This window comes from Bradyrhizobium sp. SZCCHNS1022 (assembly GCF_032484835.1).
GTDB lineage: Bacteria > Pseudomonadota > Alphaproteobacteria > Rhizobiales > Xanthobacteraceae > Bradyrhizobium.
Genome location: NZ_JAUETT010000003.1, coordinates 627294 through 640645 on the forward strand (window position 1 = coordinate 627294; position 13352 = coordinate 640645).

14 protein-coding genes are annotated in these 13352 nt (G+C 64.5%); 6 read left to right on the top strand and 8 right to left on the bottom strand.

The window, feature by feature from the left end; all coding sequences use genetic code 11:
* Nucleotides 1-4: 4 nt before the first annotated feature.
* The 5 genes from QX071_RS22580 to QX071_RS22600 all read right to left on the bottom strand — a co-directional run bounded on the left by QX071_RS22580 (nucleotide 5) and on the right by QX071_RS22600 (nucleotide 5311).
* Nucleotides 5-310 carry a helix-turn-helix domain-containing protein gene (locus QX071_RS22580; protein WP_315704872.1) on the bottom strand — a complete coding sequence of 102 codons (306 nt, stop codon included), beginning with the start codon at nucleotides 308-310 and terminating at the stop codon, nucleotides 5-7.
* A 142-nt stretch (nucleotides 311-452) separates the two neighbouring features.
* Entirely contained in the window at nucleotides 453-2501 is a 2049-nt protein-coding gene (locus QX071_RS22585) for an elongation factor G (protein WP_315704873.1), read from the bottom strand.
* 179 nt (nucleotides 2502-2680) lie between these two features.
* Nucleotides 2681-3160, bottom strand: coding sequence for a DUF992 domain-containing protein (locus tag QX071_RS22590; protein WP_315704874.1), 480 nt, complete (start codon nucleotides 3158-3160; stop codon nucleotides 2681-2683).
* Between the two features lie 299 nt (nucleotides 3161-3459).
* A complete protein-coding gene (locus QX071_RS22595) occupies nucleotides 3460-3987 on the bottom strand; it encodes a DUF992 domain-containing protein (RefSeq protein ID WP_315704875.1) in 528 nt (175 codons plus the stop codon).
* Between the two features lie 121 nt (nucleotides 3988-4108).
* Nucleotides 4109-5311 (bottom strand): pyridoxal phosphate-dependent aminotransferase, encoded by a 1203-nt coding sequence (locus tag QX071_RS22600; protein WP_315704876.1) that lies wholly within the window; start codon nucleotides 5309-5311, stop codon nucleotides 4109-4111.
* Nucleotides 5312-5501: 190 nt separating this feature from the next.
* Here QX071_RS22600 and QX071_RS22605 point away from each other — a divergent pair, with 190 nt between their 5' ends.
* The 5 genes from QX071_RS22605 (at nucleotide 5502) to QX071_RS22625 (ending at nucleotide 8799) form a co-directional block, all read left to right on the top strand.
* On the top strand, nucleotides 5502-6731 hold the full coding sequence (locus QX071_RS22605) for a glycosyltransferase family 87 protein (protein ID WP_315704877.1): 1230 nt from the start codon (nucleotides 5502-5504) through the stop codon (nucleotides 6729-6731).
* Between the two features lie 207 nt (nucleotides 6732-6938).
* Nucleotides 6939-7592, top strand: coding sequence for a glutathione S-transferase family protein (locus tag QX071_RS22610; RefSeq protein WP_315704878.1), 654 nt, complete (start codon nucleotides 6939-6941; stop codon nucleotides 7590-7592).
* 183 nt (nucleotides 7593-7775) lie between these two features.
* Nucleotides 7776-8030, top strand: coding sequence for a hypothetical protein (locus QX071_RS22615; RefSeq protein WP_315704879.1), 255 nt, complete (start codon nucleotides 7776-7778; stop codon nucleotides 8028-8030).
* A 69-nt stretch (nucleotides 8031-8099) separates the two neighbouring features.
* Entirely contained in the window at nucleotides 8100-8285 is a 186-nt protein-coding gene (locus QX071_RS22620) for a hypothetical protein (RefSeq protein WP_315704880.1), read from the top strand.
* A gap of 52 nt (nucleotides 8286-8337) precedes the next feature.
* Nucleotides 8338-8799: a GNAT family N-acetyltransferase gene (locus QX071_RS22625; RefSeq protein WP_315704881.1), complete on the top strand. Its 462-nt coding sequence runs from the start codon at nucleotides 8338-8340 to the stop codon at nucleotides 8797-8799.
* 198 nt (nucleotides 8800-8997) lie between these two features.
* On the opposite strand, the gene QX071_RS22630 is transcribed toward QX071_RS22625, so the two are convergent.
* The 3 genes from QX071_RS22630 to QX071_RS22640 all read right to left on the bottom strand — a co-directional run bounded on the left by QX071_RS22630 (nucleotide 8998) and on the right by QX071_RS22640 (nucleotide 12174).
* Nucleotides 8998-9315, bottom strand: coding sequence for an antibiotic biosynthesis monooxygenase (locus tag QX071_RS22630; protein ID WP_315704882.1), 318 nt, complete (start codon nucleotides 9313-9315; stop codon nucleotides 8998-9000).
* 61 nt (nucleotides 9316-9376) lie between these two features.
* Nucleotides 9377-10600 (bottom strand): DUF1501 domain-containing protein, encoded by a 1224-nt coding sequence (locus tag QX071_RS22635; RefSeq protein WP_315704883.1) that lies wholly within the window; start codon nucleotides 10598-10600, stop codon nucleotides 9377-9379.
* Entirely contained in the window at nucleotides 10597-12174 is a 1578-nt protein-coding gene (locus QX071_RS22640) for a DUF1800 family protein (protein ID WP_315704979.1), read from the bottom strand. Before QX071_RS22640 ends, QX071_RS22635 begins: the two co-directional genes overlap by 4 nt.
* A gap of 357 nt (nucleotides 12175-12531) precedes the next feature.
* On the opposite strand from QX071_RS22640, the gene QX071_RS22650 reads away from it, so the two are divergent.
* Nucleotides 12532-13242, top strand: coding sequence for an HAD family phosphatase (locus QX071_RS22650; protein WP_315704885.1), 711 nt, complete (start codon nucleotides 12532-12534; stop codon nucleotides 13240-13242).
* Nucleotides 13243-13352: the final 110 nt, after the last annotated feature.

A 13352-nucleotide genomic window follows, 5' to 3' on the forward strand; every position in this document is an offset into this window, starting at 1 on the left:
AAGCCTATGACGCGTCATCGCGTTCAGCCTCAATATTTGACGGCCCACGCGGCGGAGGCGGTCCCGGCTCCTTCAGACGAACACCGCGCCCGCCATTCTCGCTGCGCGTATGTTCGCCGATCAGATCCACGCCCGCACGATTGAGCGCATCGACGACCTTGGTCAGCGTATCCACGACGCCCCGGACGTTGCCTGTAGAGGCTTCCATCCGCTGGATCGTCGGTAAGGACACACCGGCCAGCTCGGCCAAGGTTTTCTGATCTATCCCGAGCAGCGCTCGCGCTGCCCGCATCTGGAACGACGTGATCACACTGGCCTCACGTGACAAGCATCATAACTGATGCTTAGAACCAAGACAATGATGTAAAATACATCACACAAGGACGTGAAGCAAGAGCAAACCTCCCCCCGTTCAGGAGGGGAGGCCCGCAGCCGAACGAGGGGCTTAGTCCTTAGGCCGCATCCCGATGCGAAGCGATGATGTGCTCGGCGGCGCGCCCCGCCACCTCGGCCATGTGGTCGAACTGGCGAGTGAAGCTGCCGGCCCCGGCGGTGGCGGAGCGCAATTCGACGATCAGTTCGCCGATCTCGGCCTCCGGCATCATCGCCCGCACGCAATCCCAGCCCGGCCAGCCGTCGCGCGTGTCGAAGGAGAGGATCTGGCCGCGTCGCGCCGACAGAATGGCATTGATCTTGGCGGTCGCATCGGTGGGACAGACGATCTCGACCGTGTAGATCGGCTCGAGCAGCACCGGCTGGCACTGCGGCAGCGCCTCGCTGAGACCGATCCGGGCCGCGGTCCGGAACGCGAGATCGGAGGAGTCGACGCTGTGATAGGAGCCGTCGGTCAACGTCACCGCGACGTCGATCACGGGGAAACCGAGCGGGCCGCGCGCAAGCCCATCGACGACGCCCTCTTCCACCGCCGGGATGTAGTTGCGCGGCACCGCGCCGCCGACCACGGTCTCGGCAAACTTGAAACCCTCGCCGCGCGACAACGGCTTGATCTCGAGTACGACATCCCCGAATTGGCCGTGGCCGCCGGACTGCTTCTTGTGGCGCCCGCGCTGGGTGATGGGCTTTCGGATGGTTTCCTGATAGCCGATTCCCGGCGCATGCGATTTGACATTGACGCCGAAGCGGTCACGCAAGCGCTCCAGCGCGACTCGCAGGTGCATCTCGCCCTGCCCCCATAGCACCGTGTCATGGGTGCGTTGGTTCTGCACCATCGAAAGCGACGGATCCTCTTCGCTCAGCCTGAGCAGTGCCTGACCCAGCTTGACGTCGTCCTTACGGTCGATAGCGGCGATCGAGATCGCGAGCACCGGAGAGCACGGCTCGACCTTGGTCAGTGCCGCAGGCGCGCTCTTGCCGGTCGCGATCGTGTCGCCCGTCTTGACCGGGTCGAGCTTGCCAAGTGCAACGGTGTCTCCGGCTTCCGCGGCCGCGCGCTTGCTATCGTAGCTGCCGTTGGCGGCAAGAATACCGGAGACCCGCGCGGTCTCGCCCGAAGCCGCATGCAACGTGGCGCCGTCGTCGAGATGACCGGCCAGGAGCCGCGTCAACGACAGCTTGCCGCCATGCTGCAGATGGAGCGTCTTGAAAACGTAGCCGAGCGCTTCCTTCTGGTCCTTCACGCCGAGCCGCTTCGCGGTCTCGGCCACACCTGGCGCTTCATGGCGCAACGCCTTCAGGAGGCGCAGCACGCCGTTCTCGCGCAGCGCCGAGCCGAGCAGCACCGGACAAATCACCCCTTCGCGCAGTTCGCGGGCGAGATCATCGAACACGGCATCGCGCGGCGGCTGGATGTCTTCGAGCAACTGCTCCATCAGCGCGTCGTCATGGTCGGCGAGCTTCTCCAGCATCGAGAAGCGCGCCTCCTTCTCACGGTCGAGATCGCCGCCTTCGAGCGCGATCACCTCGGAAGCCTTATGCTCGCGATAGACGAAGGCCCGTTCCAGCGCGAGATCGACGAAACCTTCGATCAGCTCGCCGTTCCAGATCGGGATTTGTCGCAACACCAGCGGCATCCGTGAGGCCGGCTGCAAGATCGCCAGCGTGTCCCTGATCCGCGCATTGGCGCGGTCGATCTTGTTCAGGAACAGAAAACGCGGAATGCCGAGCTCTTCCAGTTCGCGCAGGATGATCTGCAACTGCGGCAGCTTCTTCTCGTCCGCCTCGCAGACTACGATCGCGGCGTCCACCGCAGGCAGCGCCCCGCGCATGTCGTGCGCGAATTCGATCGAGCCTGGGCAGTCGAGGAACGTGTAGCTGTCACCCATGAATTGCGTGGTCGCGACCGTCAGGGCGATGCTCATCTTATGATGGCGCGCCTCAGGGCTGGCGTCGCCGACGGAGGTGCCGGCGTCGACGCTGCCGGCGCGCGCAATCGCGCCCGTCCGCGCCAGGATCGCTTCCAACAGAGTGGTTTTACCGCTTTGGAAAGGGCCCACCAGTGCGATGCACCGTGGACCGCGGGGACTTCTGACGTCTTGTCCCATTCGCCGCCTCCTTGATCTGGAGCTCGGCCCTTGATTGGGTCGGCGAAGGCTAATGCTCTGCCTGGCGAGCTACTTTGGCAAGCGGGAAAACGTCGCTGCGTTGCAGAGACGCTTCCTCTCCCCGGGGCTTTACGGAGAGAGGCCGTGTTCACGACAAAGGGAAGATTACAAAAGGAAGATCAACGACCCGGACGCAGTTCCAGGCTTTCGAGTCCTGCCGACACGGCGAGGCCGACCTGCCCTTGCACGCTGAGCGGCTGCAGCGCGATCGAATTGGCGGAGCCGCCGATCAGCACGTTGCCGCCGAGGCCGACGCCGACCGCCGCCGAGCCCTGGGCGCCGGCGTAGTCGCCCGACAGATCGCCGATCCCGAGCCGCGCGACAGGCGCATAGACCACCCAGGCCAGCGTCGATTCCTGTGTGATGCCGAGGTCGACGCCCACCTTCCGGATCGTCGCGATATAGCGGTCCTCGGGCAAGCCATCGGCGCGCAGCACGCAGCCGAGATGAGTGACCGAGCCGACAATAAATCCGATGCTCGTGCCGCCGCGGCATTCGAGCACGCCGACGCGGACGCGGTCCATCTGTTGCGCATGAGCGCCGGCGCCGGTGGCCGCCACGACGATGGCCGCGAGCCCCGCAAGGAGAGACGAGCGCATGAACAAAAACTCCGGATGAAATGAAAGATGATGCAGGCCCGGCGATCAGGAGCGCGATCAACCGCGCACCGCATCTATGGCACAATGAAGGAGTTCGTACCAGGAGGCGAAAGCATCTTCGCTGCGAAAGACAATCAAGACGAACGGCGACGAAGCGATTTCGACTCGCGGAAACCCCATGGAGACGCGGCGGATGCTCGCGTTCCTGAACCTCCATTCATCCACTCCGCTTCGTCCGCGAAGTTCTTCACACCGATCAGGTCGACAAATCGTCGCAGCGCTGCGCGCCTCTCGCGGGCTCAACGATAGAATAGTTCGAGGTGGGACGACGGATGGCTCGGACTGCGATGCAGTGGCAGAATCGGCTGCAGCTCGACCTCGACGACGCCGGCGGCGATGTTGAGGCCGATCTGGCCCTGCAGGCTGATCGGCTGCAGCGCCGCTGCACGATCAGGTCCGCCCCACAGGAAATTGCCGCCGAAGCCGACGCCGGCCGAACCGTTGGCCGTGAAGCCGCCATAGCGCCCGCGCAACTCGCTGCGGCCGAACTCGTTGACCGGTGCAGTCACGGCCCAGGCCAGCCTGGTCCGCGCGGTGACGCCGAGATCAATCCCGAAGCGGCGCAGCCGCGCGGCATAGCGCTCGGGGCGATAGCCCTGGCTGCGAAACAAGCAGCGCAGGCGTGCAGAGGAGGTCACGAAATAGCCGGGATGCCGATGGCCTTCGCATTCGAGGATGCCGACACGCATCGGCCGGAGATAATGGGCCTGCGCGACCGGTGCGAACCAAGCCAACAACACGATCGACGGCAGGACCCGGCGCGTCAAAACTCGAACTCCGCAACGCTACAAACTTGCGTTGCAGACACAAGAAAAGCGCCATGTTGAAAACATGGCGCTTTCCCGGGCGGAAATTGACAGTTCCGGATTCGAGGGCGCTGTTGCCCGATTACCTCAAATTGCCGCAGAAGCGTTGGATGCGCTTGCAGGCGTCCTCGAGGTCGGAGGTCTTGGTTGCGTAGGAGATGCGGAATGCCGGGCCGAGGCCGAACGCCGAACCGTGCACCACCGCGACGCCTTCGGCTTCCAGCAATTCGGTGACGAACGCCTCGTCGTTCTCGATCACTTTGCCCGACGGCGCGGTCTTGCCGATCGTGCCGGCGCAGGACGGGTAGACATAGAACGCACCTTCAGGGCGCGGACATTCGATGCCGCTCGCCTGGTTGAGCATCGAGACCACGAGGTCGCGCCGCTCCTTGAAGATCTTGTTGTTCTTCGGGATGAAATCCTGCGGACCGTTCAAGGCCTCGACTGCGGCCCATTGCGCGATCGAGCACGGGTTCGAGGTCGATTGCGACTGGATCGTCGCCATCGCCTTGATCAGTTGCGCAGGCCCGCCAGCGTAGCCGATGCGCCAGCCGGTCATGCAATAAGCCTTGGAGACGCCGTTCACGGTCAGCGTGCGGTCGAGCAGGCTCGGCTCGATCTGCGCCGGCGTGGTGAACACGAAGTCGTCATAGACCAGGTGCTCATACATGTCGTCGGTCATGATCCAGACATGCGGATGCTTGACCAGGACGTCGGTGAGCGCCTTCAGCTCGGCCTTGCTGTAGGCCGCGCCGGTCGGGTTCGACGGCGAGTTGAGAATCAGCCACTTGGTCTTCGGCGTGATCGCCTTTTCCAGGGCCTGCGGCTGCAGCTTGAAACCGTGCTCGGCGGTGCAGACCACCGGTACCGGCTCGCCGCCGGCGAGCGCGACCATCTCGGGATAGCTGACCCAATAGGGCGCCGGCACGATCACCTCGTCACCCGGATTGATGGTCGCCATCAGCGCGTTGTACAGCACCTGCTTGCCGCCGACGCCGACGATGACCTGGTTCGGCTTGTAGCTGAGCCCGTTCTCGCGCTGGAACTTGGCGATGATGGCTTCCTTCAGCTCAGGGATGCCGTCGACCGCGGTGTACTTGGTCTTGCCGTCCTGGATCGCCTTGATCGCCGCCTGCTTGATGTTCTCCGGCGTGTCGAAATCCGGCTCGCCGGCGCCGAGGCCGATGACGTTGCGGCCCGCCGCTTTGAGGACGCGCGCTTTGTCCGTGACCGCGATGGTCGCGGACGGCTTCACACGGTCGAGCGCAGCGGCAAGGAAAGGCATCATCAGCTCCTATGCAGGCGTCGTGAACCGCTCTTCGGCCACGACTTGTCATGTTTGGGAAACGCCGCATCGTAAGGCGTGCGGCGCGGCATCGCAAGAAGCTTGGACACATGGCTCCCAAGACTTTAGGGAACATTAAAGCCGCCCGGCTAGGCTGCCACGTAACATTGTTCGAATTTGCCGGCCGAAAATGAACGATTTCCTTGCCGCCTTGCGATCCGGCGACTGGCTGACGGCCGCGCGGATCAGAACCTACAGCCTGATGCTGCTGGGGCTCGCGGTGGTGGCCATCGCGGGCTGGATCGCGCTCTCGGATCATCTGGTCGACCGCAACGGCAAGCCGATCGGCACCGATTTCTCCAATGTCTATGCGGCAGGGGTGCTGACCCTGAAGGGCAAGGCGGCCGATGCCTACGACCCGCCGCTGCAGCACGCCGCCGAGATGGCCGTGTTCGACGGCCGCGACGTGCCGTTCTTCGGCTGGCATTATCCGCCGTTCTTCTTCGCCATCGCCGCCGCGACGGCGCTCCTTCCTTATGCCGGCGGACTGGCGCTGTGGGTGTTTGCGAGCCTTGCGATGTATCTCGCGGTGATGCGTGCAATGCTACCGCGCCCGGAAACCCTGCTCGTGGCGGCAGCCTTCCCGGCAGTGTTCGTCAATATCGGCCACGGCCAGAACGCGTTCTTCACCGCGGCCCTTCTGGGTGGGGCCATGCTCGCGCTGGAGCGCAAGCCCTGGCTCGCCGGCGTGCTGATCGGCCTGCTCGCCTACAAGCCGCAATTCGGGGTGCTGATCCCGCTCGCGCTGCTGGCAGGCTCGCGCTGGTCGGCCATTGCGGCGGCCGCCGCCACGGTGGCGGCGCTGGTCGCCATCAGCTTTGCCACGCTCGGCAGCGAGGTGTGGCATGCCTTCTTTCAATCGATGAATTTCACGCAGACCGTGGTGCTCGAACAGGGTGGCACCGGCTGGGAGAAGATCCAGTCGATCTTCTCCGCAGTGCGGCATTGGGGCGCCGACATCCACACTGCCTACGCCATGCAGATGCTGCTTGCGCTGACGCTCGCAGCGAGCGTTGCCTGGCTTTGGCACAGCGATGCCGCATTCGATTTGAAGGCTTCGGCGCTGGCCACCGCGAGCCTGCTGGCGACGCCCTACGTGCTCGATTACGATCTCGTCGTGCTCGCCGTTTCGATCATCTTCTTCGTCCGCCACGGTCTTGCGCACGGTTTTCGCGACTATGAGATCAGCCTGCTTGGCGCGGCCTGGATCGTGCCGCTGCTATCACGCAGTGTCGCCGGCCTCACCACCGTTCCGCTCGGCCTGATCGTCATGCTGATGCTATTCACCCTCACCATGCGACGCGCGTGGAATGATCGCGCTGCCGAGATCGCCGTGCAGGCGCATATCGCGCAAGCGTGATCTCATTTGTTTGAACGGGCGGGCAAGTTGTTGCTGGCCGCTGCACTGCGGCAGTGCTTTTCGACTTTTTCCAGCCGCCGGCCCTTGCAGCGCGCCGCCTTCGGCATCATTGTCTGGCCGCATTGCGGGATGATTTGCTATCCTGCTCTGGTAGACTGCGCGTGGCGCTTCCTTCCATCGCAAGCTTCGTCAAACCGAAACGGCCGAATGTACAAGCTCTATTCGATGCAGCGCTCGGGCAACAGCTACAAGGTCCGCCTTGCGCTCGCGCTTTTGAACGCGCCCTATCAGGCGGTCGAGATCGACATCCTGCGCGGCGAAAGCCGCACGCCTGAATTCCTCGCCAAGAACCCGAGCGGCCAGGTGCCGCTGCTCGAGGTCGGCGATGAGCGCTTCATCGCGGAGTCCAATGCGATCCTTTGGTATGTCGCTGGCGGCACGCCCCTGGTGCCGGAATCCCGCATCGAGCGCGCCGAAGCGCTGCAATGGATGTTCTTCGAGCAGCACGCGCTGGAGCCGAACATCGGCGCGGCCTATTTCTGGCTCTTGCTGGTGAAGGGTGGGCGCGACCTGCAGACGCACGCCTTGGAGGACTGGATGGAGCGCGGCTATGCGGCGCTGCAGGTGATGGAGAATCATCTCAAGGGCAACGACTACTTTGCCGCCGGCCAGCTCACGGTGGCCGACATCGCGCTGTATGGCTATACCCATGTCGCCGACCGCTGCGACTACGATCTTTCGACGTTTCCGAAAGTGCGGTCCTGGCTGCGGCGGGTCGAGCAGACCCCCGGCTTCGTGACGATGGACTGGCAACCGGCCGACGTGGCCGACAGCGCCGGAATCGCCGCCGACTACGACTGATGGGCAGTCGGCCCCAAAAGCAAAATATCGGGTAAAAAACCCGGATTAGCGGGAACAAACCCCTGCACTGCCTCGATTCTGCCTTTTTCCATGGCGCACCGCCGCAATCCTGCCTGCCATTCCCTTAGAATTTACTTCTGCGGGTGATTCGCCCGTGCATGTACGGGTAAGGGATTCCGGTTCATGGTTCGGTCGCCTCGCGCCCCGCTCGTGAAGTCTACAAGGCTTCCCCGCAGCCATCCGTTGCGAACGTCGCAACGACGTGGCTCGGGCCCGAACCTGTCGGAGGCCGGCTTTCACGGCGAGACGACACTCACGCTCTCCTCGCATTTCACCAACATGGTGGCCGCGATCATCGCCGTCGGCACGCTGTCACTTTGCGTCAGTGTCACCATCGCGGTGCTGACGATCAAAGCCAGCCTGTCCATCCCCACGTAGCTTCAGGCCATTATGACAACCCATCGCGGTTTTCGCGACAACAGGCGATGATCGTCTCGCGCGCACCACATGGCGATGAAATCAACTGTCGTAATCGTTGCCGTCAGCTTGGCTCTCGCGATCCTGCTGGCCGCCTCCCTTGTCATCGCCATCGAGCGCCGCGGCGAACTCTCGCTGTGGCCGCTCAGCGACGGTCCGGTGGTCCAAGTCCGCGCCGCCGAGCCGCCCACACAACAAACATCCGAGCCGGATTGATCCTGTAAGACATGCCGCGTATCGAAGGTTCGTTCACATGGTGAGACCTTCGATGTCCGACGCACTGACCATTCGCGCCATCACGCGCCAGGATTACGACCGCTGGCTGCCGCTCTGGGACGGCTATAACGCCTTCTATGGACGCAGCGGCGCGACTGCACTGCCGGCGGAAGTGACCGCAACGACGTGGTCGCGCTTCTTCGACGCCTATGAGCCGGTGCATGCGGTGGTCGCTGAAAGCGGCGGGACATTGCTGGGGCTTGCGCATTATCTTTTTCACCGCACGACAACGGCGATCGTACCGCTCTGCTACTTGAACGATCTGTTCACGGCGGACGCCGCGCGCGGCAAGGGCGTTGGGCGCGCTTTGATCGAGGCGGTCTATGACGAAGCCCGGCGTGCCGGATCGCCGCGTGTCTATTGGCAGACCCACGAGACCAATACTGTCGCGCAGGCGCTCTATGACAAGGTCGCGGAGCGTTCGGGGTTCATCGTGTATCGCAAGACGATGTAACACCACGAGAGTTGCAGCGAAAGCTTGCTGCGGTTCGATCATGCGACTGTCACGACTACGTAACACGGCAAGGCTAGCCTCATCCGGCGTTTGATCAGGCCCCCCGTCAAGGATCATGCGCAGCGGTCCCGTCAGTTGCCGCATCTGACCGGGGCCGCATTTTTTTTGTAACCTATTGTTGCGCCTGTTTGTCGGCGCTTACTTTCCGCCGACCGTCTGCCGCACTTCAAAGCCTTCGAATTGCGGCGGACCGAGATACATCACCTTGTGGTCGCCGGCGCCCTTGTGCGCGGCACGGAAGGCCTCCGAGCGTGTCCAATCCTCGAAGGCGGCACGGCTCGCCCAGATCGTGTGCGAGGCGTAAAGCGTGTGATCCTCGGCCTCGGGCCCTTTCAACAGATGAAACTCGACGAAGCCCGGCACCTTATCGAGGTGGCTGTCGCGCGACGCCCAGACCTGCTCGAAAGCGGCCTCCGAGCCCTTGGCGACGCGAAAGCGATTCATGGCGATGAACATGCTGATCTCCTGCTACGGTATGTGCCGCGACACCTCAGTAGCAGACTTTGCGGCCGCCCGCCTACGCCACCAATCCCTTCATCGGCTTCACTGCGGCGCTGTCCGGGAATACGGTTGCAGCCAGCGCGCGATCGCCGATGCCGAGATGATCGGCGAGCACACCCTTCAGCACAGCGCGCAGATCGGTCGTCGGCGCGAGGTCCCGGGCCTGATAGAGGCTCGCGGGCTTCAGGCCTGGCCAGTCCGCGATCACGCGGCCACCGTTCACGGCACCACCCGCGAGCAGCGCGATGGTGCCGGTGCCGTGATCGGTGCCCTCGGTGCCGTTGATCTTCGCCGTGCGGCCGAACTCGGTTGCGACCACGACGACGGTGTCGCGCCAATGTGAGCCGAGCCCGCTCTCGAATTCGGCCAGCGCGCCGTCGAGACCCGAGAGCAGGCCGGCGAGGCGCCCGACCGCGCCGCCTTCATTGGCATGGGTATCCCAGCCGTCGAACGCGAGCGCTGCGATCCGCGGACCGTCATCGGCAGCCATCAGCTTGGCGGCACCCCGCGCGACTTGGCGCATGGCTGCGGCGGCGTTGCCGCCGAGCTTGACCTTCATATCATTGCCGAGCGCGACTTTCTCCAGTTGCAGGCCTTGCGAGAGCACGGTCGCCAGCGCCGGATCGCGATGGGTGTAGAGATCGATGAGGCGCATCGCGGTGTCGTCATCGGCTTGCGGCAGGCTCACCGGCGCCCAACCGACCGTCGGAGCCGTGCCCCGCAACACCAGCGGCGTGGTCGGCCCGACCGCGAGCGCACCGGCCACGTGCTCGCCACGCGGCAGCGCCTCGACGGCGCGGTTGAGCCAGCCGGACTGCACCCGGCCGGGACCGGGAAATCCGCTCTCCAGCACGTCCTGACCGTCGAAATGCGAGCGATCACGATAGGACGTCGCGACCGCATGCACCACCGCCGCATGCTTGTCCCGATACATGCGGGCGAATTCCGGCATCGACGGATGCAGCGCGAAGAACGCGTCGAGCACGAGGGCAGGATGCGGACCGTCGGCGCTCAACGCGATCGCGCCGTGCAGGCCGGCATAATCGGGATCGCCGATCGGAGCGACCGTGGCGAGGCCATCCAGCGCGCCGCGCAGGATGATGACGACAAGACGCGGATCGCGCGCATCCGCGGCACATGCTGACCTCGGCAGGTAAGCCCAGGCAGCGAACGATGCGCCGGCGAGCAAAAACTGGCGGCGTGACGTCAGCAGCGGCGGCTTGATCAGCTCCATCGTCATCTCCTCTGGAATTCCGGCGACATCAACAACAGCGCGAGCGCCTGCTGGCGCGACTCCGCCCGTTCGATGGTGCGCCGCGTCTCGCTCGAGGCCGCTTCGCCCGCGACGAGATCCAGCAGCTCGCGCGCATCGATCGCATTGCCGAGCTTCGAGGCCAGCTGCGCAGAGATGTCGAGCCGCAACTTCATGCCCTCCGGCGCGGCCCAGGCCGCGTTGGTATCGGGAAAGCCATTGGGGCCCGCCGGGGTCCACAACGGCTGCCCCAGGCTATTGAGGCCGCCGAGATAAGGGCCGGGATCTTCCGGCACCCGGGCCAGCAAGCGTCCGCTCGCCACCAGGAATTCATAAGGGTTGCGGATCTTGGTCAGCGGCGCCGACCACGCCTCGTCGGCGTCGACGAGCGCGAGCGTGAGCGCGTTCAGGTCGCCATCGGTGCTCCTGAACACGCTCTCGAGCCGCGCCACCAGTGCGGGCGGAGGATCATCGGCAACGAAATGGCGCACGAATTTGGTCGCGATAAATCTTGCGGTCGAGGGATGGCGCGCGATGTCGGCGAGCGCGGCTTCGCCCTGCGCCAGGCCGTTGTCCTGATAGACCTTGCCGAGCAAGGTCTGCGGCCCCGGCTCGTGCGCGTTGGCGTTGAACGCGAAGCTGCCTGGCGTCCCTAATTGGCCCCGCCGCCCGGCGAAGGTCCAGCCCGTGATGATGCGCGCGAGCGTGGTGACGTCTTCCTGGGTATAGCCGCCGCCGACGCCGAGTGTATGCAGTTCCATAATCTCGCGCGCCAGATTCTCGTTCAGGCCACGCTGGCGATTCCGCCCGGCCCGCGAGTCCGGTCCCAGCGATTGCTGGTTATCGAGAAAGAACAACATGGCCGGATGCTGCTCGACCGCCTTCAGCATGTCCGCGAAGCGGCCGAACACATGCGGGCGGATTGCCTCGCGTTCAAATGCGCCGGCCCAGATCCGAGCCAGTTCGCCCTTGCTGGCGGAAATGCAGAAATGGTTCGACCAGAATGCCACCAGCCGCTCGGTGAATCCGCAGTCGGCCAGCACCGCGCGCTGCAGCCGAGCCAAGGCTTCAACGCGGTAGGTCTTCTGGATCACGTTGAGCGGTTGTTGTGGCTGCGGCGCCGGCCTGGCCATATTGGGCTGCATTGCCGCGTTGGACTGGGCGACGCCAGGCGCGGCCATGCTCGCATCGCCGTCCGCAGGCTTCGTTTCCCGCGCGCCGCCTCCGACGTTGCTGGCGAGCGCGTTGAGCGAGAGGCTACGTTGCAGCGGCTTGCCACCCGTTGGAGCCGAGGGCGGAGACTCGGTTGTTGGCGCACCGGATCTCGCCATTTCTCGCGCGCGCTTCACCTCGTCCTGATAGGCGAAGACGGCTTCCGCCAAGGCTTGCGTCGATTGCAGCCCAGGCACCTCGAGCAGCTCACCGCTCGCGCGAGCGATCTCTGATTTGACGAAGCCGCGCGGGTCCGTCGCCGCATTGGTGAAATCGCCTGACGCGCCGCCGCGCGCACCGAAGCCGAAACGATTGAGCGCAACGAGGGCTGCTTGCGGATCACGGGCCATCGTCATCACCTACACGATCTCATGCACCGGCCGATGCAGCGCCCAGCTTGCACTGTGGCATATTGGCCGACGCGCCACTATACTTGGCGGCCACATGAACCTGACATGAAAGGGCGCGGTTCCGATCGTGACAAATCGTTTAGAAAGCGCCCCGCTTTTGGAAGGCGTTGCGCGCCGCCTTACCTGCGCGGCCTGCGGGACCGAATTCACCTGCGATCCCGGCGGGGCCTGCTGGTGCTTCGAAGAAGCCGTTTGCTTGCCGCTGCCCGCCGCCGGCGCGAGCGGCTCGGATCAGGACTGCTTGTGCCGCGACTGCCTGCGCAGGCTTGCGAATGAGCGGAATGCGGCTGCGCAGTGATGGAACGCTGGCACATCGAGGCCGTCCTGCTCGACATGGACGGCACGCTGCTCGACACCGAGAAGGTCTATCTCGAAGCTTCGATTGCAGCGCTGGGGACGCTCGGCTACACCGATGGCGTCGAGGCGCTGTGCCACCGGATGATCGGCATCCCCGGCCCGGAATGTCAGCTGCTTTTGCGCGAGCATTTCGGCGCTGACTTTCCGATCGAGCAGGTGAACGGGCTGTTCGCGGCGAACTGCGCCGAGATTCTCAAACAGGGCTTGCCGTTGAAGCGTGGCGCGATCGCGCTGCTCGATGCGCTCGAAGCCGCCCGCCTCCCAAAGGCGATCGTCACGTCCTCGTCCCGGCGGACGGCCGCGCAGCATCTCGGCGCGGCCGGCATCGGCGCGCGCTTCGACGCAATCCTGACGCGCGATGATGTCAGCCGCGGCAAGCCGCATCCCGACCTCTATCTGCTCGCCGCCGAGCGCCTCGGCACCGTTGCGCAAGCTTGCCTCGCCGTGGAGGACTCCAATCCCGGGGTCGCGGCAGCCCATGCCGCCGGCGCGATCACGCTGATGGTCCCGGACATCGTCGCACCGACCGAGGAGACGCGGGCGCGATGTGCCGCCGTGCTCCCGAGTCTCTATGCGGCGATCAAGCTCCTCGCGAGAAACGGGGTTCTGGGTCTCGCGCGTGGCGACGGCAGTCAGCCCGCAGATCTATGAGCCGACCAGCACGCGGCCTGTCTGGCAGCGATCCGATCTCATCAAAAGCAGGCTTAGGCTGCTAAACTCTATTTACGATCTTCCCTGCGGAATGCAGGCCATATTTTCCG